This is a genomic window from Rudaea sp. (assembly GCF_047601565.1).
GTDB lineage: Bacteria > Pseudomonadota > Gammaproteobacteria > Xanthomonadales > Rhodanobacteraceae > Rudaea.
Map to the genome: position 1 here is coordinate 2,568,716 of NZ_JASGIY010000001.1, position 23,404 is coordinate 2,592,119.

Sequence of the window (23,404 nt, forward strand, 5' to 3'; positions counted from 1 at the left end):
GTTCAGTTCCGGCAGTTGGCGAGGCAAAGAGAGAGCCGGATAGAAGAAGGCCATCTGATGTCGGATCACGTCCACATGCTTTTGGCGATACCGCCGAAGTACGCGGTGTCGGAAGTGGTGGGATACATCAAGGGCAAGAGCGCGATTCATCTGGCGCGTACGTACGCAGAGCGGAAGCGGAATTTTCAGGGCCAGCACTTTTGGGCGAGAGGGTATTTCGTTTCGACGGTAGGTCGGGATGAAACGCAGATACGAGCCTACATTCAAAATCAGGAGCACGAGGACAAGCGCATGGATCGGTTGAATCTGTGGCGCTGAGTTGGCACCGACAGGTGCCAAAGAACGCGGGGCCGCGTTAGCGTCCCCGCACAAGCCGCTTTGAGCGGCTCACATCAATAAAGCCCCCGGCTTTGCCGGGGGATACTTACTCCTCCCCTTGAAGGGGAGGGCTTTGAGCATCAGGCCTTGCGCGCGTCGCGCCCACCGCGCCAATGGCGTTGCTTGTTCGCTGCCGCGTGCGGCTTCGGCTGCTGGCCGTTCGGCGCCTGCGCATGCGGACGGCGCGCATGGTTCGGCTTGCGGGCCTGGTTCTGCTTCGGCTGTCCAACGCCGCCGTTGCCATCGAGGCGTAGCGGCTGGCTCGGTTCGAAACCTTCCACGTTCTCGATTGCGATGTCCTGCTTGAGCAGGCGGCGGATGTCGCGCAGCAGGCGCGTTTCTTCGTGCGAGACGAGCGAGACGGCGAGGCCCTCCGCGCCCGCGCGGCCGGTGCGGCCGATGCGGTGCACGTAGTCCTCGGCGACCATCGGCAGGTCGAAGTTGATGACGATCGGCAACTGGTCGATGTCGAGACCTCGCGCGGCAATATCGGTCGCAACAAGAACGGTAATTTTCCCGTTCTTGAAATCGGCGAGCGCACGCGTGCGCGCGCCCTGGCTCTTGTTGCCGTGGATCACCGCGGTGCGCAGGCCGTGCTGGTCGAGGAACTTGGCGAGCTTGTCGGCGCCGTGCTTGGTGCGGCCGAACACCAGCGTCTGCCGGCGGCTGTCCCGGCTGAGCAGCTCCAGCAGCAGGTCGCGCTTCTTCGCCGCATCGACCGGATGCACGCGATGGGTGACCGTCGCGGCGACGCTGTTGCGCGCGGCGATCTGCACTTCGGCCGGATCGCGCATGAATTCGCGCGCAAGCGCCTTGATCGGGTCGGCGAACGTGGCCGAGAACAGCAGGGTCTGGCGGTTCTGTTTGGGAAGCGTGTTGAGGATGCGCTTCATCTGCGGCAGGAAGCCCATATCGAGCATGCGGTCGGCCTCGTCGAGGACGAGGATCTCGATGCCCGAGACGTCGACCGTGCGCCGTTCGAGATGGTCGATCAGGCGGCCCGGCGTGGCGATGATGATGTCGACGCCGCGGCGCAGCGCGTCGATCTGCGGGCCCATGCCGACGCCGCCGAAGATGGTCGTCGAGAACACGCGCAGGTGCTTGGCGTAGGCGCGCACGTTCTCGCTGATCTGCGCGGCGAGCTCGCGCGTCGGCGTCAGGATCAGCGCGCGCGGACGGCGCTTGCCTTCGCTTTTCGGCGCCTGCGCGAACAGGCGCTCGAGCAGCGGCAGCGCGAAAGCGGCGGTCTTGCCGGTGCCGGTCTGCGCGCCGGCGAGCAGATCGCGGCCTTCGAGCACGAGCGGAATGGCGGCCTGCTGGACCGGCGTGGGCGTGTCGTAGCCCTGTTCGGCGAGCGCGCGCAGGATGGCGGGCGAAAGCCCGAGGGTGTCGAATGACATGATGCAAATACTCCGTGTGGTCCGCGCATGCACGCGGGCGTACGAACCGCGATGGCGGTTCGCAAATTTGAAATTCCTTGGCGTTCCCGATGAACCGCGCCGCGGGCGAAAGGCGGAATCCACGCAATGAAGCGGGAGACCCCAGGGGCGTCGGAACCGAGTGGTGCGGGTGAAATGGTCGCGAGGAAATCGCGAACGGATCGACCGGAAGGGAAAAACGGCGGTACGACGCAGTGTTGCAGGGCGAAGTATACTGCAAGTTCGCCCGTCAGTGTGAACGCACGTTCATCTTGTCCCGCAATGCGCATCACGATCGAGCTCGAACCCGGCGACATAAACCATTTCATGCAGGCGCTGGCGCGCTCGCGCCGCACCGCCCAGCAGGCCGACGAGGCCGATATCCTCGACGCGGCCAAGCAGGCGCTCGACTCGGCACCGCTGGCGACCGCACCGACCTACGTGCGCAAGCGCATCGCCGGCGTGCAGCGCCTGGTCGCGATGATCGAGGACGACGCCTGGGCCTTGCCCGCGCCGGCGCGCGTCGACGTGCTCGAGGCGCTGGTCTATTTCAGCGATCCGGAAGACCTGATTCCCGACGACATCGAGGTGATCGGCCTGCTCGACGACGCCATCATGCTCGAGCTGATGTTGCGCAAGCTTGCGCCCGTGCTGCGCGCCTATGCCGATTTCTGCAAGTTCCGCGAGGAGCTTTCCGCCGCGCCGCCGGCGACGCGGCAGGAATACGCGGCCAGCCTCGCGCGCAAGCGCGAGGCGCTGCGCGTGAGGCTCGGCAAAGCTAGGCGCATTGCGAATTCCGTGTAGCGATCATTCGTCGCCTGACTTTCCTTCTCCCGGTGGGAGAAGGGGCGAAAGACATCACAGCCGCACGCGCCGCGCGCCGCTGTAGCGCTTGTTCCAGTAGACGTTGCTCAGATAGTCCAGTCGCACCGTGCCGCCTTCGTTCGGTGCGTGGACGAAGCGATCCTGGCCGACGTAGATGCCGACATGGCCGATGTCGCGCCCCGACGTGTTGAAGAAAACCGAGATCGCCGCCTTGCAAGCGGTCGCGGCGCACGTCAACGAGATCGAGAGCGTACATGTCCTGCGTCGTTCGCGGCAGCGCGACGCCGGCGACCGTGCGGAACACGTAGACGACGAGGCCCGAGCAGTCGAAGCCGCTCTCGGGCGTGTTGCCGCCCCAATGGTAGGGCGTGCCGACAAGGCCGATCGCGCGAAACAGGATGTCGTTCGGCGTCGCCAGTCCGCGCGGCGCGGGCGCAGGCAGCGGTTCGCGCGCGGGTCGCGTGCGCGGACCCGCGCATGCGGCGAGCAGCAAGGCAAGCGAGAGGGCGGGAACGATCCGTGCGCGCATCGCCGCGCACGTTGGGCGAAGCGGGCGGAGTTGTCAATCGCGATATAATCCGCGCATTCCAGTGACGCTCCCAGCAAGGACATTCGATGAAGGCGGAAAAGAACAAGGTCGTGACCTTTCACTATCACCTGACCGACGAGTCGGGCACGAAGGTCGATTCATCGCATGACCGCCCCGAGCCGCTGACGGTCCTGTTCGGCCACGGCCAGATCATTCCCGGTCTGGAGCAGGCGATGGAAGGTCGCGAGGCCGGCGACAAGTTCGTGGTGAACGTGCCGCCGGAGCAGGGCTACGGCGAGCGCCGCGAAGGCTTCAACCAGCGCGTGCCGAAGAAATATTTCCGCGATGCCGAGCATCTGAAACCGGGCGATGCGACCGTTCTTAGCGTGCAGGGTGGCGGCTATCGCCAGGTCGTCGTGCTCAAGGTCGGATCGAGCGTGATCGACGTGGACCTGAACCACCCAATGGCCGGCAAGACGCTGAGCTTCGACGTCGAGATCACCAACGTGCGCGAGGCGACACCCGAGGAGGTCGAGCATGGGCACGTGCACGGCGAAGGCGGGCATCATCATTGATGCTTCCCTTCCCCCATCGGGGGAAGGTGGCGCGAAGCGCCGGATGAGGGGAGGGCGTTGCATTGGAGGGAAAACGTCGGGCATCCTGACGCCTTTCCCTCATCCCTTCGGCACCTTCTCCCGGTGGGAGAAGGGAAGAGAGGCACGAGGTCACCATGTCGCGAATTGCCGTTGTTCTGTTCGCTTTCCTGGCTGTTATGCTTTCCGCTTGCGCAACGTCGAATGATGCGGGCCGGCATCGCGTTCCGGCAGTAGCTAACCAAACCTACGACCTGATCATCCGCCACGGCACCGTCTACGACGGCAGCGGCGGTGCGCCGGTGGCGGCCGACGTCGGCGTGCGCGGCGAGCGCATCGCCGCGATCAGCGATCTATCGCAGGCGCATGCGGCGCGCGAGATCGACGCGCATGGACTCGCCGTCGCGCCGGGGTTCGTCAACATGCTGTCGTGGGCGGCGGACGCGCTGTTCGTCGACGGCCGCTCGATGTCGGACATCAAGCAGGGCGTGACGCTGGAAGTGTTCGGCGAAGGCGAATCGCTCGGCCCGTTGACCGCGGCGATGCGCGAGACCGCGCAGAAGCGGCAGGGCGATCTGAAATTTCCGATCACGTGGAGCGGCTTCGGCGAAGGCATGCAGGCGCTCGCCGCGCACGGCATCTCGCCGAACATCGCCTCGTTCGTCGGCGCGACAACGCTGCGCATCCACGAGGTCGGCTATGCCGATCGCGCGCCGAATGCGCAGGAGCTGGCGAACATGCAGGAGCTGACGCGCACCGCGATGCGCGAGGGCGCGCTCGGCGTCGGCTCCTCGCTGATCTACGCGCCGGCGTTCTACGCGAAGACCGACGAGTTGATCGCGATCACCAAGGCCGCGGGCGAATTCGGCGGCGGCTGCATCTCGCACATGCGCAGCGAGGGCCCGCGCCTGCTCGAAAGCCTCGATGAGCTGATCCGCATCGCCAGCGAAGCGGGCGTGCACGGCGAGGTCTACCACTTTAAGGCGGCCGGCCGCGACAACTGGAGCAAGCAGGCGCAGGCGATCGCGAAGATCGAGCAGGCGCGCAAGCAGGGCCTAGACATTTCCGCGAATATGTACACGTACACGGCTGGCGCCACCGGGCTCGATGCGGCGATGCCGCCGTGGGTGCAGGAAGGCGGCCTCGATGAGTGGATCAAGCGCCTGAAGGATGCATCGATACGCCAGCGCGTGATCCGCGAAATAAACACGCCGACCGACAAGTGGGAGAACCTGCTGCTCGCCGCGGGCAAGCCCGAGAACGTTCTGCTCGTCGCGTTCAAGAATCCGCAATTGAAGCCGCTGACCGGCAAGACCCTCGCCGACGTCGCGAAGATGCGCGGCACATCGCCGGCCGAGACCGCGATCGATCTCGTCATCGAGGACGGCAGCCGCGTCGGCACGGTGTATTTCCTCATGTTCGAGGACAACGTGAAGCAGGCGGTCGCACTGCCGTGGATGGCGTTCGGCTCGGACGAAGGCTCGGAAGCGCCCGAGGGCGTGTTTCTGCTGTCGCGGCCGCATCCGCGCGCCTATGGCAATTTCGCGCGCGTGCTCGGCAAATACGTGCGCGAGGAAAAGGTCGCCACGCTGCCCGATGCGATCCGTCGCCTGTCCGCGCTGCCGGCCAGGAACCTGAAGCTGCGCGACCGTGGCGAACTGAAAGCCGGCAACTATGCGGATATCGTGATCTTCGATCCGGCGACGATCGCCGATCACGCGACCTACGACCAGCCGCAGCAGTATGCGACCGGCATGCGCGACGTGTTCGTCAATGGCGTGCAGGTGCTCAAGGACGGCGAGCATACCGGCGCGAAGCCGGGCCAGTTCGTGCATGGGCCGGGATGGTCGAAGCGGGCGACAGCCCGCTGAGGGTGAGGCATGGATGCCGAACGGAGGAGCGCTTCAGGGATGAGTTGTTGGCATAGTCTTGCTCGTCATTCCAGCGCAAGCTGGAATCCAGTTCTTGCTCGGAATGTTTGAAAAGCTGGATTCCAGCCTGCGCTGGAATGACGGCAGAAAAAGCAGGGCACGGCGGATTCCCGCATCCGCCGGAATAACCGATACTCACATGCATGTCGAACAACAAGTCTGATGTCCTGATCCTCGGCGGCGGCATCATCGGTCTCGCCTGCGCCTACTATCTGCTCAAGTCGGGGCGTGGCGTGACGATCCTCGAGCAGAACACGCTCGCCAGCGGCTCCTCACACGGCAACTGCGGCACGATCACGCCGAGCCATGCGCCGCCGCTGTCGCAGCCGGGCATGATCGGCAAGGCGCTCAAGTGGATGCTGACGCCCGATGCGCCGTTCCGCGTCGCGCCGCGGCTCGACTTCGAACTGTTCGAGTGGATGCTGCAGTTCGCGCGGCGCTGCACGTGGCGCGACTACCATCGGCTCGCGCGCGCGAAAGGTCCGCTGCTGCTGCGTTCGCGCGCGCTGATCGGCGAATTGGTCCGCGCCGAGAACCTCGCCTGCGAATACGAGGAAAGCGGCACGCTCTACGTGCACCGCGACGAAGCCGCGTTCGACGAAGCGAGCCATCTGCCGGACACGCTTGCCGCGTGCGGCATCGCCATGCGGCGCGTCGACGCCGCGCGCTGTCGCGAACTGGAGCCGATGTTGAACGACAGCGTCGTCGGCGGCTACTGGAATCCGGACGACACGCGCCTGCGCCCGGACCGCTACGCGGCGGAACTGGCGCGCGTGGTGCGCGTGCTCGGCGCGCAAATCCACGAATCGACGATGATCGCCGGCTTCCGCCACGATCGCGAGCGCATTGCCGCCGTCGTCACCGATCGCGGCGAATTCCCCGCCGACGAGGTCGTGTTCGCGCTCGGCGCGTGGTCGCCGAAACTGGGCCGGCAACTCGGCCTGCGCATCCCGATCCAGCCGGGCAAGGGCTACTCGATCACCTACACGCGGCCCGCTCGCGCGCCGCGCATTCCGCTGACGCTGAAGGAGCGCAGCATCTGCGTGTCGATCTGGGGCTCGGGCTATCGTTTGGGCAGCACGATGGAATTCGCCGGCTACGACGCCTCGCTCAACCGCACGCGCCTCGATGCGATCCGGCGCGGCGCGGCGGAGTACCTCGTCGAAGCCGAAGGCCCCGACGTCGTCGAGGAATGGTACGGCTGGCGGCCGATGACGTACGACGACCTGCCGATCATCGGGCGCACGTCGAAATGGAAGAACCTGATGCTCGCGACTGGCCACAGCATGCTCGGCGTGACCATGTCGGCGGCGACCGGCGAACTCGTCGCGCAATTGTTCGCCGGCGGTGACACGGCGCTCGACGCGGCGACGTTCGCGCCGACTCGGTTCGGTTTGTAGTCACGCATGGCATGAGCGCGCCGACGTCCGCTGCCCCGGGTGCGATGCCGGCGCGAGCGCTGCTCGAATGGCTTTCCGCGGCGGCAATCGCGCAGCAGTTCGCCGGCATCGCCCGGCGCTTGCGTGCGCCGCTACCCGCGCTCGCCTTTGAGCGAAAGCTCGCGCTCGATACGGCGCTGCGGCTCACGCAATACGGCCAGGCGATGCCGGCCTTCATCGTGCTCTCGCAGTTGCGGCGCGAACTGCCGAACGACGCGGAAGTGTGCGCCCGCCACGACATCGAACGCGCCTACGGCATGGCCGGCCTGCACGATCAGCAAGTCCGCCCCGGTGCGGCGCTCGCCGCCGCCGATGCGCTGCTGCGCGCGGTACCCTGGCATCGCGCCACGCGCATGCTGCGCGCGAGCCTGCTGGCCGAACGCGGCGAGGCGGCCGCCAGCGTCGAGGAATACCGCCGCATCGTCGACATCGTGCCGGGCGACGCGATCGCGCACGACGCGCTGTTGATCGCGATGCAGCACGACGCAGCGATTTCCGCCGATGCGATCGCCGACGCGCATCGCGCCTGGGCCGCGAAGCACATGCCGCGCGTCGCGCCGCGCTGGACGGCGCAGACGCCGCACGCCGACCCGGATCGTCCGCTGCGCATCGGCTGGCTGTCGCCGCGTTTCTTCTCCGGTCTCGTCGCGGACTTTTTTCTTCCGGTGCTGGAGCGGTTCGATCGCCGCGAAGCGAAGCACGTGCTCTACGACCTCGGCGGCGTCGACGATGCCGCGACGGTGCGCTTTCGCGCGGCGGCCGACGAATGGCGGCGCGTCGACGACCTCGACGACGCGGCGCTGTGCGAAGCGATCCGCGCCGACCGCATCGACGTGCTCGTCGAACTGAGCGGACACAGTCCCGGCAATCGCCTGCGCGCGCTCGCGCGGCGGCCCGCGCCGGTGCAGGCGACCTGGCTCGACTATTTCCACAGCACCGGCACCGATGCGGTTGACGTGCTGATCAGCGATGCGGTGCTGAGTCCGCCGTCGTTCGCGCATCGCTACAGCGAGCGCGTGCTGGCCCTGCCGTCCGGGCGATTGTGCTGGTCGCCACCGGCCGATGCGCCCGAGGTCGCTCCGCGCGAAACCGCGCCGCTGCGCTTCGCCAGTTTCAATCGCGTCAACAAAATCAACGACGACGTGCTCGCGGCCTGGTCGCGCATTCTCGCCGGCGTGCCGCAGAGCGTGCTGCGCCTGAAGGCGCGCGCGTTCGACGTGGCCGACGACCGTACGTATTTCCTTGCGCGCTGCGCGAAGCACGGCATCGCCGCCGAGCGGCTCGAACTGCTCGGCTACGGCTCGCATGCGCAGGCATTGGCGGACTATGCCGACGTCGATATCGCGCTCGATCCGTTTCCGTTCTCGGGCTGTGCGACGAGTCTCGACGCGCTGTGGATGGGCGTGCCGGTCGTTACGCGAATCGGCGAGACGATGGTGAGCCGGCAAAGCGCGAGTTTGCTGACCGCGTTGGGACTCGAAGAGTTGATCGCGAAAAACGCCGACGACTACGTGCGCTGTGCAATCGGCCTCGCGGACGATGCGGCGCGGCGGCGCGAGTTACGCGTGACGTTGCGTGAGCGAGTACGCGGGCGGTTGTGCGACGCCGATCGCCATGCGCGCGAGCTGAGCGCCGCATTGCGCGAAGCGTGGCGGCTATGGTGCCCCGGAAAATTCGACGACATATGACGGAGCGACCCTTCTCCCGGTGGGTCGAAGCGGACGACAGTCCGCTGAGGGTGAGGCAGGATGCCGAACGGGGTGGGTGCCGGCAGGCCGATGAGGGAGAGGCGCAACAAACCTCAACGCTGCTGAATTGTGCGAGGCTTCTCCCTCATCCGGCGCTTTGGTGACGCGGCTTCTCCCGGTGGGAGAAGGAAAGATTCTCCCGACAACGGACGCGAAAATCATGAGCGATATCTGCACCCTTCACCGCGGCACCGTGCCGCTGCTCGTCTCGCTGCCGCACGACGGCACCGCGCTGCCCGGCGACATCGCAGCGCGTCTCGTGCCGGAAGCGCGCCGCGTGCCCGACACCGACTGGCACGTCTCGCGCCTGTACGCATTCGCGCGCGAGCTCGGCGCGTCGATGCTCGTGCCGAACTACTCGCGTTACGTCGTCGACCTCAACCGTCCACCCGACGACGTGTCGCTGTATCCGGGGCAAAACACGACGGGGCTGTGTCCGGTCGTGCAATTCTCGGGCGAGCCGGTTTACCTGAAAGGGCAGGAACCATCGCCCGAAGAAATCGCGCAGCGCGTCGAACGTTACTGGAAGCCGTACCACGCCGCGTTGGCCGGCGAGATCGTGCGCATCAAGGCGGCGCACGGTCGCGTCGTGCTCTGGGAAGGGCATTCGATCCGCTCGCGCGTGCCGTTCCTGTTCGATGGACGACTGCCCGATTTCAATCTCGGCACCGCGGCCGGCGCGAGTTGCACGCCGGCTTTGCAACGGCGTCTCGAAGCCGTGCTCGCCGCGCAGGAAAAATATACTTTTATCGTCAACGGACGCTTCAAGGGCGGCTACATCACGCGCCATTACGCCGATCCGGCCAACGGCATGCAGGCCGTGCAGCTCGAACTCGCCCAGCTCAACTACATGGACGAGGATTCGTTCGAATATCGCGACGGACTCGCCACGCCGACGCAAGCGTTGATCCGCCGCCTGCTCGAAGCGGCGCTGGCCGTGTAAGGTTTTGCGACCGGATCGCGTCTATTGGTCGAGGGCCGCGCATGCGGCAAATCGTGGAGGAACGCATCATGGCGACGAACGAAACCCATAGTCACGGCCGGCGCGCATGGCTCGCCGCCGCGGGCGCACTCGGTGCCGGCGCGTGGTTGGCACGGATGCGCCTGTCGGGCGTCGCGCAGGTGCGCGCGGCGGAACGCGAGGCGTTCGAGGTCCAGCACAGCGACGCCGAATGGCGCGCGCGCCTGACTCCCGCGCAATACGGCATCCTGCGCGAAGAAGGCACCGAGTATCCGTATTCGAGCCCGCTCGACCGCGAAAAGCGACGCGGCATCTTCGCCTGCGCCGGCTGCGCGCTGCCGCTGTTTTCGTCGCAGACCAAGTTCGACAGCGGCACCGGCTGGCCGAGTTTCTGGAAACCGTTGCCGAACGCGGTCGGCGAACGCAAGGACCATTCGCTCGGCATGCTGCGCGACGAGGTACATTGCCGGCGCTGCGGCGGCCACCTCGGCCATGTCTTCGACGACGGTCCGCGGCCGACCGGGCTGCGCTATTGCATGAACGGCACGGCACTCGAATTCCAGCCGGCCGCATGACAGCGCAGGCATGCCGATGAAATCCGCCAATCGATATCGCCTGCTCGTCGTCTGCCTGTCGATCGTCCTCGTGGCGCTCGGGGCGGTGCTGCGCATGCGCAGCGCGGCCGCCGCCGCCGACCAGCCCGCACCGGAAATCGCGCGCGACGGCCTCGAATGGTTCAACGTTACCAAGCCCTTGCCGATCGCCTCGCTGCGCGGACGCGTGGTCATCCTCGATTTCTGGACCGAGGGCTGTATCAACTGCATCCACATCATTCCGATCCTGCGCGGCGTCGAGGAAAAATATCCCGAGCAACTCGTCGTGATCGGCGTGCACTCGCCGAAGTTCGCCGAGGAGAAGAGCGCGGCGAGCCTGAAGGACGCGATCGCACGCTACGAACTGCGTCACCCGGTCATCCACGATCCGAAGATGACGTTGTGGAACGCCTACGACGTGCAGGCGTGGCCGACACTCGTGGTCGTCGGGCCCGACGGCAACATCGTCGGCCGGATTGCCGGCGAACCCGACCCCGGGCGCTTCGCCCAGGCGATCGGCGACATCGTCGCGCGCGCGGGCCGGGCGGGCGAATTGAAGCCCGCCAAGCTCGCGTTGCGACTCGAGGAAACGCCGAACAGCCGCTTCCTGTTTCCGGGCAAGCTCAAGGCGGTACCGGGCGACACGAAGCAATGGGCGCTGGCCGATGCGGGCCACAACCAGATCGTATTGCTCGACGACGACGGCAAGGATTTGCGTCGCTTCGGCGACGGCACGGCCGGGTTCAGGGACGGCGCGGCGGGCGTCGCCCGTTTCGATCATCCGCAGGGGCTGATCGCCGCGGACGATGCGATCTTCGTCGCCGACACCGGCAACCATGCGATCCGCCGCATCGACCGCACGAGCGGGGCGGTGACGACGCTCGCCGGCACCGGCAAGCGCGGCACGCTGCTCGCCTCGGCGCCGCAGGCGGGCGCGACGGCCGCGCTCGCCTCGCCGTGGGATCTCGAAAAGAAAGGCGGGAAACTGTTCTTCGCCAACGCCGGCACGCACCAGATTGGCGTGCTCGATCTCGCCACGGGCAAGCTCGCGCGCCTCGCCGGCAACGGCGACGAGGCGTTGCAATCGGGCCTGCCCGCCGAGGCCGCGTTCGCGCAGCCCAGCGGCCTGTCGCTGAGCGGCGACGGCGCGACGCTCTACGTGGCCGACGCGGAAAGCTCGGCGATCCGCGCGATCCGCCTCGACGCCGGCGACCGCACCTGGACCGTCGTCGGCGCGGGCCTGTTCGACTTCGGCCGCGTCGACGGCAAGTTCGACATCGCTCGCCTGCAGCATCCGCTCGCCGTCGCCGTCGCCGGCGAACGCCTGCTCGTCGCCGACACCTACAACAACCGCGTGCGCACGCTCGACCTCAAGCAGAAGACGGTGAGCGAATTCGACGGCGGAAAGTATACTTGCACCGACCCGGTCTGCTATCCGCTGCGCGAGCCGGCCGGCATCGCCGTGGCCTCGCCCGATCGCGTGCTGCTCGTCGACACCGGCAACCACCGCATCGAGGAATTCCGGCCGTCGAGCAGGACTTCGCGCACCTGGGCGCGCTGAATTGCCGCAGAAGATTCGGCGGGTCAAGCCCCGCCCTACGCAACCGATTGGGTAGGGCGGGGTTCACCCCGCCTTACGCGTTCACCCCAACGAGCTACGGGCTATGGGCTAGGCAAGACTCTTCCACGCAGGATGGTGTTCATGCCATTTATTGAGGTTCACGAGAGTTTTGACAGTTGCTGCGTACTCTGGCGCAAGTAGGCGAGGGAACAGCCGATGACGCATGGCATTGCAGAATTTGCAAGCAGCGACGATGTTTGATTTTGAGTTCTTCCCATGATCTGCACGAGCTACCAGATGCTCGGCTGTGCAGCGCAACTGCGATTGGGATGTCATGAGCCGCTTGCAGTAGTAGCAACGGCGCCCTTGCCTATTTGCAGCCTTCCGGCGTAGGTGAATGATCTTGATATGTGACGACCGCATCATTGGCTCCTTGGATTGAGCCTGCGGTGCTTTGGGTGGGCGCGCAGGCTCATAAAATGAGCCGACCGCCCCTATTAGAGTACGTTCGGTACGCTGGTGAAGATTTTTCTACCAACGCCACGTTCTTCGCGTGTACCCAAAGTCCATGCACGAATAGCGCCATGAACCTGAAATCCGGATGATTGGAGATTAATGCGAATCCCTGAATTTGGTCAAGCCTCGCCTAACCCAATCAAACCTCCAGTGAAGCAAGATCCCCCTTCGTCTCCAACCACTCCTTCCGATCCGCTGCGCGCTTCTTAGCCAGCAGCATGTCCATCACCTTCGCGGTGCCGTCGTCGCCCTCGATCGCGCTGCCGTCGACGGCGAGGCCGACGGTGAGCTGGACGAGGCGGCGCGTGTCGGGGTCGATCGTCGATTCGCGCAACTGCGAGGGATTCATCTCGCCGAGCCCCTTGAAACGGGTGACGTTGACCGCGCCCTTGATCTTCTCGCGCTGGATTTTCTCGAGCATCGCGTCGCGCTCGGTTTCGTCGAGGCAGTAGAACACCTGCTTGCCGACGTCGACGCGGAACAGCGGCGGCATCGCGACGAAGGCGTGGCCTTCGCGCACGAGCGCGGGGAAGTGCTTGACGAACAGTGCGGACAGCAGCGTCGCGATGTGCAGTCCGTCGGAGTCCGCGTCGGCGAGGATGACAACCTTGCCGTAGCGCAGGCCGGAAAGGTCGTCCTTGCCGGGATCACAGCCGATCGCGATGGCGAGGTTGTGCACTTCCTCGGAGGCGAGCACCTGGCCGGAATCGACTTCCCAGGTGTTGAGGATCTTGCCGCGCAGCGGCAGGATCGCCTGGAAGTCCTTGTCGCGCGCCTGCTTGGCGCTGCCGCCGGCGGAGTCGCCTTCGACGAGGAACAGCTCGGTGCGCGACAGGTCGCTCGAAGCGCAGTCGGCGAGCTTGCCGGGCAGGGCGGGGCCCTGGGTGATCTTCTTGCGCACGATCTGCTTTTCGGCCTTGAGCCGCAGCGCGGCGCGCTCGATCGCGAGCTGGGCGATCTTCTCGCCAATGTCCGTGTGCTGGTTGAGGTAGAGCGAGAACCCGTCGTGTGCGGCGTTCTCGACGTAGCCGGCGGCGTCGCGCGAGGACAGGCGTTCCTTGGTCTGGCCGGAGAACTGCGGCTCCTCCATTTTCAGCGAGAGCACGAAGCTCAAGCGATCCCACACGTCCTCGGGTGCGAGCTTGACGCCGCGCGGCAGCAGGTTGCGGATGTCGCAGAACTCGCGCAGTGCGTCGGTGAGGCCGGTGCGCAGGCCGTTGACGTGCGTGCCGCCCTGCGCGGTCGGGATCAGGTTGACGTAGCTTTCCTGCGTGAGTTCTCCCTCGGGCAGCCAGGCGAGGGCGAAATCGACTTCATGCTTGTCGCGCTTGAGCGAGACCTGATAAAGCTCGGGCGGCAGATAGTCGTTCGCGCCGAGCATCGACTTGAGATAATCGGAAAGGCCGTCCTCGTAGTGCCACTCTTCCTTCTCGCCGCTCGCGTCGTCGGCGAAGCGCACGGTCAGGCCGGCGCAGAGTACCGCCTTGGCGCGCAGTACGTGCTTGAGTTTCGGCAGGCTGATCTTCGGCGAGTCGAAATACTTCGGATCGGGCCAGAAGCGCAGCGTCGTGCCGGTCTGCTTCTTCGGCACGCTGCCGACGACGGACAAATTGCTCGCACGCTCGCCGTCCTTGAAGTTCATGCGGTAGATCTGGCCGTCGCGGCGGATCGCCACTTCGACGCGCTGCGACAGCGCATTGACCACCGACACGCCGACGCCGTGCAGGCCGCCGGAGAACTTGTAGTTCTTGCCCGAGAACTTGCCGCCCGCATGCAGCTTGGTCAGGATCACCTCGACGCCGGGGCGGCCCTCGTCGGGATGGATGTCCACCGGCATGCCGCGGCCGTCGTCGGTCACCTCGACCGAGCCGTCGGCGTGCACGATCACCTCGATCGTCGTCGCGTGGCCGTTGACCGCTTCGTCGACCGAGTTGTCGATGACTTCCTGCGCCAGGTGGTTCGGGCGCGATGTGTCGGTGTACATGCCCGGCCGGCGCTTGACCGGGTCGAGGCCGGAAAGGACTTCGATGTCCGCGGCGTTGTATCTGCTGCTCATGCAATAGGTCGAATATTCTCGTGGATAAGGTCCGGATGGGCGCCGGTTGGTTGTTCGTGCGATGCACGCACATCCTGAAACGGCGAAGTGTGGCGATTGTCCCGGGTCCGATCAAGTCGAACGGCGGCGGCGAATGCCGCTTCGTCGCTCGGCGGGCACGCACAAGGCTTTACATAAACTTTCCGGAAGTTTCACGGTTGTTTGTCAACCGCGGGCTATTATCGCCGTCGCGGTATTGCAAGTCGTCACCGCGCGTTGTCGAGGGGGGGCGGCCATTGCATGCGATGGCTGTGGGAGGGCGCGGCGCGGTGACAGCCCCCTTCCTTACCCGACTGCAGAACGATGGACCCGGTCACGACCCGCAAGCTTTCCCGATCCGAACCGCCGATCATTTTCGTCGTTGGCATGCATCGGTCGGGCACGTCCGTGCTCGCACATGCGATCAATTTGATGGGTGCGTTCGTCGGCGAGGAAAACGAACTCGTTCCGGCGCATCCCGACATCAATCCCACCGGCTATTGGGAGCGCGCCGACATCGTGACCGAGCACGAGCGTTTCCTGCAAAGCAGCGGTTTCGCCTGGGGCACCCTGGCCAACTTCGAGATCGAGCGTATCGACGAGGATCGGCGTCATGCACTGGCTGCCCACTTGCAGGGCATCGTCCGCCGGATCGCGCACGCGGACGCCTCGCTCGTGATCAAGGACCCACGCCTGTGCCTGATGCTGCCGGTCTGGCACGAGTTCGCCACGGCGCGGGCGCACGTCGTCGTGGTGCGCGATCCGCGCAAGATCGCCGCCTCGCTGATGGCGGCGTTTCCCGATTCGTTCACCACGGATTTCCTGCTGGCGTTGTGGCAGAAGTACATGCAGAGCGCGCTGTCCGCCTTGACTGGCGAGCGCGTCTTGTTCGTCTCCTACGCGCGCATGCTCGAAGACCGGGATGCGCAGCATCGCCGCCTGTGGCGCGGATTGAACGAACTCGGCGCGGCAGGACTGGCGCAGTTCGATCTCGATCGACTCGGCAGCGTGCTGGATGGTCGGCTCGATCGCAGCGAGCCCTGTTCGCATGCGCGGCTGGACGACGGGCAACAGAAACTGTTCGATTGGCTCGTGCAGCACTGCGATGCGGACGGGCCGGTCGAGGTGGCCGGGGTTCCGCAGATATCGCCGCCCGATCCAACCCTGCTCGAACTCGAAAAGGTGTGCCGAACCTGCCTGCGCAACGGCTGGGCCATGGCCGCGAATCAAGCATCCGCTACGGCTCGCCCGCCGATCGCGCGACCGGCTTGACCGGAGTTCGGCGGCCCGGTCTCGCCCGGGCCGGTGAAGCGGAGTAAACTGTCGCTTTACCGGCACCGGAAACTGCTGCGTCATGACTCCCCTGATTTTCGTTACCGGCGGCGTGGTGTCCTCGCTCGGCAAGGGCATTGCGTCGGCGTCGCTCGCGGCCATCCTCGAAGCGCGCGGCCTGCGCGTGACGATGATGAAGCTCGATCCCTACATCAACGTCGATCCGGGCACGATGAGCCCGTTCCAGCACGGCGAGGTCTACGTCACCGACGACGGCGCCGAGACCGACCTCGACCTCGGCCACTACGAGCGCTTCGTGCGCACGCGCCTGAGCGGCAGGAATTCGATCACCGCCGGCAAGATCTACGAGAGCGTGATCCGCAAGGAGCGTCGCGGCGACTATCTCGGCGCGACCGTGCAGGTGATTCCGCACATCACCGACGAGATCAAGCACTGCATCTTCGAGGCGACGCGCGGCTTCGACGTCGCCCTGGTCGAGATCGGCGGCACGGTCGGCGACATCGAATCGCAGCCGTTCCTCGAGGCGATCCGCCAGATCCGCATCGAGCACGGCGCGGACAGGGTCATGTTCATGCACCTCACGCTGGTGCCGTACATCAAGGCCGCCGGCGAGATCAAGACCAAGCCGACCCAGCATTCGGTCAAGGAACTGCGCGCGCTCGGCATCCAGCCCGACGTGCTACTGTGCCGCTGCGAGACGCCGCTGCCCGACAGCGAGCGGCACAAGATCGCACTGTTCACCAACGTCCCCGAGAAGGCCGTGATCAGCGCGGTCGACCTCGACACGATCTATGCGATTCCGGCCTGGCTGCACAAGCAGGGCCTCGACGATCTCGCCGTCGCGCATCTCAAGCTCGACGCCAAGCCGGCGAATCTCGCCGAATGGGACAAGGTGGTCGAGGAAGTCGAGCATCCCAAGCATACGGTGGACATCGCGATCATCGGCAAGTACGTCGAGCACAAGGACGCGTACAAGTCGCTCGGCGAGGCGCTGCGCCACGGCGGCCTCAAGCAGGCGACGCAGGTCAATCTGCGCTGGGTCGAGTCGGAGGAGATCGAGGCGCACGGCGCCGAGATGCTGCGCAGCGTCGACGGCATCCTCGTGCCGGGCGGCTTCGGCAAGCGCGGTTTCGAGGGCAAGATTCTCGCCGCGCAGTTCGCGCGCGAGAACAGGATTCCGTACTTCGGCATCTGCTACGGCATGCACGCGGCCGTGGTCGATTTCGCGCGCCACATCGCCGGTTTGCCCGGCGCGAATTCGAGCGAGAACGACCGCCTCGCTGCCGATCCGGTGATTGCGCTGATCACCGAATGGACCCGTTCGAGCGGCGAAGTCGAGCATCGCAGCGAGGATTCCGATCTCGGCGGCACGATGCGCCTCGGCGCGCAGGAATCCAGGCTCAAGCCCGGCACGCTCGCGCGCGAGATGTACGGCCAGGACGTGATCCGCGAGCGCCACCGCCACCGCTACGAGTTCAACAACAACTACCGGCAGAAGTTCGCCGAACTCGGCCTCGTCATCTCGGGCGTGTCGATGGACGACGAACTCGTCGAGATGATCGAACTTTCGCCGCAGAAGCACCCGTGGTTCGTCGCCGGCCAGTTCCATCCCGAATTCACCTCGACGCCGCGCGACGGCCATCCGTTGTTCTACGGCTTCATCCGCGCCGCGCGCGAGCAGAAGGCGTTGCGCGAGGCGCCGAAGCTGGCGGGGGCCGCGTGAATATCCAAATTCCGGGCCGTCGCGATGGTTGCAGGCTTTTTTTGAAAAGTGCGACCATGGATGGCCGCTTCTTGATCTCGCGATCAAGGATGAGCGCATGAATCTCTGTGGCTTTGAAGTCGGCAACGACAAGCCGCTGTTCCTGATCGCCGGCCCCTGCGTCGTCGAGTCGCTGCAGTTGCAGATCGACACGGCCGGCAGGCTCAAGGAAATCACCGGCAGGCTCGGCGTTCCCTTCATCTTCAAGTCGAGTTTCGACAAGGCCAACCGCACCTCAAGTTCGAGCTTCCGCGGTCCCGGCATGGAGGAAGGGCTGCGCATTCTCGCCGAAGTCAGGCGCCAGGTCGGCGTGCCGGTGCTGACCGACGTGCACGAATACACGCCGATGCACGAAGTCGCCGCCGTCGTCGACGTGCTGCAGACGCCGGCGTTCCTGTGCCGGCAGACCGATTTCATCCAGAACGTCGCGCGCGCCGGCCGGCCGGTCAACATCAAGAAAGGCCAGTTCCTCGCGCCGTGGGACATGCAGCACGTCGTCGAGAAGGCCAAGGCCGTTGGCAACGACGACATTCTCGTCTGCGAGCGCGGCGCGAGCTTCGGCTACAACAACCTGGTCTCCGATCCGCGTAGCCTCGCGGTGATGCGCGAAACGGGTTGCCCGGTCGTGTTCGATGCGACGCACTCGGTGCAATTGCCGGGCGGCCTCGGCGGCAAGTCAGGCGGCCAGCGCGAATTCGTGCCGGTGCTCGCGCGCGCGGCGGTCGCAGTGGGCGTCGCCGGTGTGTTCATGGAAACGCATCCCGATCCGGATAAGGCGCTCAGCGACGGGCCGAATGCTTGGCCGCTCGGCAATATGCAAGCGCTGTTGGAGGTGCTCCATGCGATCGATCGTTTGGTGAAGGCTCATTCTTCTTTTTGAGTTGCGAGTATCGAACCCATGACCCCGGGTGATTTCGTCGCTATGCTTGCTTCGAAAGTCGTGTTCCCTGTGGCGAGCATGTTCTCGCCGCGCGACCCGGATGTTCCCGATTCGGGGCTTCGCGTTTACACAAACCCTTTCGATCAGAAGATTCTCTATCGGCCGAACACGCTGGACAAGTTGGTGCTCTGGGAACAGTGGGGCGCGAAAGATTATCAGACAGTCACCGTCAACCAAGGCGATATCGTCATTGAACTCGGCGGTCATATCGGCACTTCTACACTGAATTACGCGCATCTCGTCGGGCCTTGCGGCGTCGTTTACGCGATTGAGGCGATGCCGGCAAATTTCGAGATATTGAAACGCAACATCGCACACAACGGAATAACGAACGTCAAGGCGTTCAATCTTGCCATCGTTGGCGATCCCGCTATCAATCACATTTCAATCAATGCTAATCCGTTCAATTCCGGTGGTCATTCGATCTTCCGAATGAGTGTCGACGCGGAAGCGACATACGATTGCCCGGCGATGACGCTTGACGCATTCGTTCGTCGTGAAGGCCTGGAGCGCATCGATATATTGCAAATGGACATCGAAGGCGCCGAGTTCGATATCCTGCTCAATGCCGACAAGGTGTTGCTCGGATCGATCCGTGAGATCATGTTCGAATACCACGATGCGTATGTCGCGCCGCGCACGCATCGAGAGCTTTTGGATCTTTTACATGACTTGGGTTTCCGGACACACGAATACCGAAACCTCATAACCCGTGCGCTAAAACTCGAAACCGGCATCATTAGCGCCCACAAATAAACAACTTTTTTATTCTCATGACTCAGACAACGATCAAGTCCATTTACGCCCGCGAAATCCTCGACTCGCGCGGCAATCCCACGCTCGAAGCGGACGTCACGCTCGCCGATGGCTCGTTCGGCCGCGCCGCAGTCCCGAGCGGTGCGTCCACCGGTTCGCGCGAAGCGGTCGAACTGCGCGACGGCGACAAGGCGCGCTACCTCGGCAAGGGCGTGAAGAACGCGGTCGCCAACGTCAACACGACGATCGCCGCTGCGCTCAAGGGCTTCGACGCGGACGACCAGAAGGGCCTCGACGGAAAACTCGTCGCGCTCGACGGCACGAACAACAAGGGCAAGCTCGGCGCCAACGCGCTGCTCGGCGTCTCGCTCGCGAACGCACATGCGGCCGCCGCGTCGAAGAAACAGCCGCTATGGCAGTACATCAACACCTCGCTCGCGGCCGGCGCGCCGCTGCATCTGCCGGTGCCGATGATGAACATCGTCAACGGCGGAGCGCATGCCGACAACAACGTCGACATGCAGGAGTTCATGGTGCTGCCGGTCGGCCTGCCGAGTTTCTACGAGGCGCTGCGCGCGGGCGTTGAAATTTTCCATGCGCTGAAGTCGGTGCTGAAAGGCAAGGGCCTGAACACGGCGGTCGGCGACGAGGGCGGCTTCGCGCCGGACCTCAAGTCGAACGAGCAGGCGATCGAGACGATCCTCGAAGCGATCGCCAAGACCGGCTACGCGGCCGGCAAGGACGTCTATCTCGGCCTCGACGTGGCGAGTTCGGAGTTCTACAAGGACGGCGCCTATCACCTCGAAGGCGAGGGCAAGAAATTTTCGTCCGCCGAACTCGTCGAGTTCTACGCCGGATGGGTCGCGAAGTATCCGATCATCACGATCGAGGACGGCATGGCCGAAGGCGACTGGGACGGCTGGAAGGCGCTGACCGACCGGCTCGGCAAGAAGGTGCAACTCGTCGGCGACGACCTGTTCGTGACCAATCCGGCGATCTTCCGCGAAGGCATCGAAAAGGGCATCGCCAACGCGATCCTGATCAAGGTCAACCAGATCGGCACGCTGAGCGAAACGCTCGAAGCGATCGCGATGGCGCGCGCGGCGAACTACGCGTCGATCGTTTCGCATCGCTCGGGCGAGACCGAGGACGTGACCATCGCCGACATCGCTGTGGCGACCACGGCGACGCAGATCAAGACCGGCTCGCTGTGTCGCTCCGACCGCGTCGCCAAGTACAACCAGTTGCTGCGCATCGAGGGCGCGCTCGGCGCGGCGGCGAAGTACGCCGGCCGCAACGCGTTCCCGAACCTGCCCGGCCTCGTCTGAGCGGGCATTCCCGTGCTGCGCTGGGTTGCCCTGATCTTGCTTGCGCTGCTGCTGGCCCTCGGCGTGAAGCTGTGGGCCGGCGAGTGGGGCTTTCGCGAGATTGCGCGCTTGCAGGCGCAGATCGCCGAGCAGAAGGCCGAGAACGCGAAGCTCAAGCAGCGCAACGACCAGTTGCAGGCCGACGTCGAGGATCTGCGCAGCGGCAAGGACGCGATCGAGGAACGCGCGCGCACCGAACTCGGCCTGATCAAGCCCGACGAGGTCTTCTACCAGGTCGTCGAGCCCGCGCCCGGCGAAGCCAGGGTCGGGGCGGACAAGAAGAACGATGCCCAGCACTGACGCTGCGCTCTGGTGCGTCGTGCCGGCGGCGGGCCGCGGTGCGCGTTTCGGCGGTGATCTTCCGAAGCAGTACCTGCCGCTCGCGGGCAAGCCCCTGCTGTTGCATACGCTGGAGCGGCTCGCTGCGCATCCGCTCATCGCCGGGCTGGTGGTCGCGCTGGCCGCGGACGATGCGCGCTGGCCGCGATTTTCGGAACTCGACGGCAAACCCGTCGCGACGACGACCGGCGGCGACGGGCGCGCCGATTCGGTGCTCGCGGGCCTGCGCGCCTTGCGCGGCAAAGTGGATGATTTCCATTTTGTACTCGTCCACGACGCGGCGCGGCCCTGCGTGCGCGCGGCGGACATCTCGCGCCTGATCGAACACGGCGTACCGGCGGGCGGCGGCCTGCTCGGCGCGCCCGTGCGCGACACGCTCAAGCGCGCGGATGCGCAAGGGCGCGCGGCCGCGACTGAGCCGCGCGAGGCGCGCTGGCGCGCGTTGACGCCGCAATTGTTCCGCCTCGGTGAACTCGTTGCCGCGCTCGAGTCCGCACATGCGGCGGGCGTCGCCGTCACCGACGAGGCGATGGCGATGGAACTCGCGGGGCACAAGCCCTTGCTCGTCGAAGGCGGCGAGGACAATATCAAGGTCACGACGCCGGCGGATTTCGCGCTGGCCGAATTCCTTCTGGCGAGAACGGCATGATGCGCATCGGCCAAGGCATCGACATCCACGCCTTCGGGCCGGGCGATCACGTCGTCGTAGGCGGCGTGCGCATCGCGCATGCGCGCGGCGTCGTCGCGCATTCCGACGGCGACGTCGCCATCCATGCGCTGTGCGACGCCATCCTCGGTGCGCTGGCGCTGGGTGACATCGGCCGGCATTTCCCGCCATCGGACGAACGCTGGCGCGGCGCGAACAGCCGCATCTTCCTGCGCCGTTGCGCGGAGCTGATGCGCGAGCGCGGGTTCACGCTCGGCAACGCCGACGTCAGCATCGTCTGCGAGGCGCCGAAGATCGCGCCGCATGCGGATGCGGTGCGCGCCAATCTCGCCGCCGATCTCGGCTGCACGGTCGATCAAGTCGGCATCAAGGCGACGACCAGCGAAAAGCTCGGTTTCAGCGGACGCGGCGAGGGCATCGCGGCGTTTGCTGTCGTGCTGCTCGTAGCTCGTCATTCCGGCGAAAGCCGGAATCCAGCTCTTGCTCGTGACTCGTGAATCCTGAAAACTGGATTCCGGCTTTCGCCGGAATGACGGAAACAAAAACATGACAAATTTGCCGCACGCTTTCGGCGGCCCGCCATTGCGCGGCGTCCTGCGTTCCACACCCGAGGATTTTTTCGTCGATGAGGATCTCGGCTTCGCGCCCGACGGCGCGGGCGAGCATGTTTTCGTGCGCGTGGAAAAGCGCGGCTCGAATACCGATTGGGTCGGGCGCGAGCTGGCGCACCGTGCCGGGATTCCCGTGCATGCGGTGAGTCACGCCGGGCTGAAAGATCGCTACGCCGTAGCGCGGCAGACGTTTTCGCTGCACCTGCCCGGCAAGGCCGATCCGGATTGGACGGCGCTTGCGCATGCGGAGTTTCGCGTGATCGAATCCGCGCGTCACAATCGCAAGTTGCAACGCGGCGCGTTGAAGGGAAATTTTTTCAGAATCGTTGTTCGCGGCATCGAAGGCGAGCGCGAATCCGCCGACAAAATCGTCGAGGAGATTCGCGCACACGGCGTCCCGAACTATTTCGGCGAACAGCGCTTCGGGCGCGAGTCGGCGAATCTCGGCAAGGCGCGCGCGATGTTCGCCGGCAGGCGCGTGCAGCGCCACGAACGCTCGCTGCTTCTGTCCGCCGCGCGCTCGCACCTGTTCAACGCGGTGCTGGCCGCGCGTGTGGAGCGGGGCGAATGGAACACGCCGCTGGACGGCGACGTGTTCATGCTCGCCGGCTCGCACAGCATCTTCGGGCCGGAACCGCTCACGCCAAAATTGCTCGCCCGCCACGTGGCGGGCGACATCGCGCCGACCGGACCGATGTGGGGCGCCGGCGAGTTGCGCACGCGCGATGCGGTGGCGGAACTGGAACATTCCGTCGCCAGGCAATTTCCCGAACTGGCCGCCGGATTGGTCGCGAATGGCCTGCGGCAGGCACGCCGCAGCCTCGTCCTGCGTCCAAGCGAGTTGACCATCCGCTGGTTGCCGGATGCCGGCGCCGAGCTGAGTTTCAATTTGAGCTCTGGCTCTTATGCGACGGTTTTATTGAGAGAAATTTTCGATTACCGCAGCGCGAATTGACTTCGCTTCGGCAGTTCGTGGGTTGGAGTGAGCGCAGCGAACTCCAACGTTGTGCATTCCAGCCGGACAAACGCAACCGGAGGATCGGGCGGCGTCGGATTGACGATGCGGATGGATGTTGGGGTTCGCAAGCTCACCCCACCAACGG

The 23,404-nt window shown here is 65.3% G+C and carries 20 protein-coding genes and 2 pseudogenes; 18 read left to right on the plus strand and 4 right to left on the minus strand.

Annotation, left to right across the window (positions count from 1 at the left end):
* Positions 1-6 precede the first annotated feature (6 nt).
* Positions 7-318: pseudogene (gene tnpA / locus QM741_RS11240) on the plus strand (IS200/IS605 family transposase); the annotation flags it as partial.
* Between the two features lie 140 nt (positions 319-458).
* On the opposite strand, the gene QM741_RS11245 reads toward tnpA, so the two are convergent.
* The gene (locus QM741_RS11245) at positions 459-1,778 is read right to left on the minus strand and encodes a DEAD/DEAH box helicase (protein ID WP_415207784.1); all 1,320 of its coding nucleotides are present in this window, start codon (positions 1,776-1,778) and stop codon (positions 459-461) included.
* 300 nt (positions 1,779-2,078) lie between these two features.
* Here QM741_RS11245 and QM741_RS11250 point away from each other — a divergent pair, with 300 nt between their 5' ends.
* Positions 2,079-2,600, plus strand: a complete 522-nt coding sequence (locus QM741_RS11250) for a YkvA family protein (protein ID WP_415207785.1) — start codon at positions 2,079-2,081, stop codon at positions 2,598-2,600.
* 54 nt (positions 2,601-2,654) lie between these two features.
* Here the strand turns inward: QM741_RS11250 and QM741_RS11255 are convergent.
* A pseudogene (locus tag QM741_RS11255) lies at positions 2,655-3,150 on the minus strand (C40 family peptidase).
* 86 nt (positions 3,151-3,236) lie between these two features.
* On the opposite strand from QM741_RS11255, the gene QM741_RS11260 reads away from it, so the two are divergent.
* The 7 genes from QM741_RS11260 (at position 3,237) to QM741_RS11290 (ending at position 11,976) form a co-directional block, all read left to right on the plus strand.
* On the plus strand, positions 3,237-3,725 hold the full coding sequence (locus QM741_RS11260) for an FKBP-type peptidyl-prolyl cis-trans isomerase (RefSeq protein WP_415207786.1): 489 nt from the start codon (positions 3,237-3,239) through the stop codon (positions 3,723-3,725).
* Between the two features lie 197 nt (positions 3,726-3,922).
* Positions 3,923-5,614 carry an N-acyl-D-amino-acid deacylase family protein gene (locus QM741_RS11265; RefSeq protein WP_415207787.1) on the plus strand — a complete coding sequence of 564 codons (1,692 nt, stop codon included), beginning with the start codon at positions 3,923-3,925 and terminating at the stop codon, positions 5,612-5,614.
* Positions 5,615-5,817: 203 nt separating this feature from the next.
* Positions 5,818-7,074 carry an NAD(P)/FAD-dependent oxidoreductase gene (locus QM741_RS11270; protein WP_415207788.1) on the plus strand — a complete coding sequence of 419 codons (1,257 nt, stop codon included), beginning with the start codon at positions 5,818-5,820 and terminating at the stop codon, positions 7,072-7,074.
* Between the two features lie 11 nt (positions 7,075-7,085).
* Positions 7,086-8,801 carry a hypothetical protein gene (locus QM741_RS11275; RefSeq protein WP_415207789.1) on the plus strand — a complete coding sequence of 572 codons (1,716 nt, stop codon included), beginning with the start codon at positions 7,086-7,088 and terminating at the stop codon, positions 8,799-8,801.
* A 220-nt stretch (positions 8,802-9,021) separates the two neighbouring features.
* Positions 9,022-9,804 carry an N-formylglutamate deformylase gene (hutG, locus tag QM741_RS11280; protein WP_415207790.1) on the plus strand — a complete coding sequence of 261 codons (783 nt, stop codon included), beginning with the start codon at positions 9,022-9,024 and terminating at the stop codon, positions 9,802-9,804.
* A gap of 68 nt (positions 9,805-9,872) precedes the next feature.
* Positions 9,873-10,397 carry a peptide-methionine (R)-S-oxide reductase MsrB gene (msrB, locus tag QM741_RS11285; protein WP_415209115.1) on the plus strand — a complete coding sequence of 175 codons (525 nt, stop codon included), beginning with the start codon at positions 9,873-9,875 and terminating at the stop codon, positions 10,395-10,397.
* A gap of 16 nt (positions 10,398-10,413) precedes the next feature.
* Positions 10,414-11,976, plus strand: a complete 1,563-nt coding sequence (locus QM741_RS11290; RefSeq protein ID WP_415207791.1) for a thioredoxin-like domain-containing protein — start codon at positions 10,414-10,416, stop codon at positions 11,974-11,976.
* Positions 11,977-12,084: 108 nt separating this feature from the next.
* On the opposite strand, the gene QM741_RS11295 is transcribed toward QM741_RS11290, so the two are convergent.
* On the minus strand, positions 12,085-12,402 hold the full coding sequence (locus QM741_RS11295) for an HNH endonuclease (protein ID WP_415207792.1): 318 nt from the start codon (positions 12,400-12,402) through the stop codon (positions 12,085-12,087).
* A gap of 229 nt (positions 12,403-12,631) precedes the next feature.
* Positions 12,632-14,548, minus strand: coding sequence for a DNA topoisomerase IV subunit B (gene parE, locus QM741_RS11300; RefSeq protein ID WP_415207793.1), 1,917 nt, complete (start codon positions 14,546-14,548; stop codon positions 12,632-12,634).
* 342 nt (positions 14,549-14,890) lie between these two features.
* On the opposite strand from parE, the gene QM741_RS11305 reads away from it, so the two are divergent.
* The 9 genes from QM741_RS11305 (at position 14,891) to truD (ending at position 23,256) form a co-directional block, all read left to right on the plus strand.
* Positions 14,891-15,838 carry a sulfotransferase family protein gene (locus QM741_RS11305; protein ID WP_415207794.1) on the plus strand — a complete coding sequence of 316 codons (948 nt, stop codon included), beginning with the start codon at positions 14,891-14,893 and terminating at the stop codon, positions 15,836-15,838.
* An 82-nt stretch (positions 15,839-15,920) separates the two neighbouring features.
* Positions 15,921-17,582, plus strand: a complete 1,662-nt coding sequence (locus QM741_RS11310; RefSeq protein ID WP_415207795.1) for a CTP synthase — start codon at positions 15,921-15,923, stop codon at positions 17,580-17,582.
* A gap of 97 nt (positions 17,583-17,679) precedes the next feature.
* Positions 17,680-18,501 (plus strand): 3-deoxy-8-phosphooctulonate synthase, encoded by an 822-nt coding sequence (kdsA, locus tag QM741_RS11315; protein WP_415207796.1) that lies wholly within the window; start codon positions 17,680-17,682, stop codon positions 18,499-18,501.
* An 18-nt stretch (positions 18,502-18,519) separates the two neighbouring features.
* Positions 18,520-19,317 carry an FkbM family methyltransferase gene (locus tag QM741_RS11320; RefSeq protein ID WP_415207797.1) on the plus strand — a complete coding sequence of 266 codons (798 nt, stop codon included), beginning with the start codon at positions 18,520-18,522 and terminating at the stop codon, positions 19,315-19,317.
* A 17-nt stretch (positions 19,318-19,334) separates the two neighbouring features.
* On the plus strand, positions 19,335-20,645 hold the full coding sequence (gene eno / locus QM741_RS11325; protein WP_415207798.1) for a phosphopyruvate hydratase: 1,311 nt from the start codon (positions 19,335-19,337) through the stop codon (positions 20,643-20,645).
* 12 nt (positions 20,646-20,657) lie between these two features.
* Entirely contained in the window at positions 20,658-20,984 is a 327-nt protein-coding gene (gene ftsB, locus QM741_RS11330) for a cell division protein FtsB (protein WP_415207799.1), read from the plus strand.
* Entirely contained in the window at positions 20,971-21,672 is a 702-nt protein-coding gene (ispD, locus tag QM741_RS11335) for a 2-C-methyl-D-erythritol 4-phosphate cytidylyltransferase (protein WP_415207800.1), read from the plus strand. Before ftsB ends, ispD begins: the two co-directional genes overlap by 14 nt.
* Complete coding sequence (gene ispF / locus QM741_RS11340; protein ID WP_415209116.1) at positions 21,672-22,187, plus strand: 2-C-methyl-D-erythritol 2,4-cyclodiphosphate synthase; 516 nt, start codon at positions 21,672-21,674, stop codon at positions 22,185-22,187. The genes ispD and ispF overlap by 1 nt, the downstream gene beginning before the upstream one ends.
* A 49-nt stretch (positions 22,188-22,236) precedes the next feature.
* On the plus strand, positions 22,237-23,256 hold the full coding sequence (gene truD, locus QM741_RS11345) for a tRNA pseudouridine(13) synthase TruD (protein WP_415207801.1): 1,020 nt from the start codon (positions 22,237-22,239) through the stop codon (positions 23,254-23,256).
* Positions 23,257-23,404 lie beyond the last annotated feature (148 nt).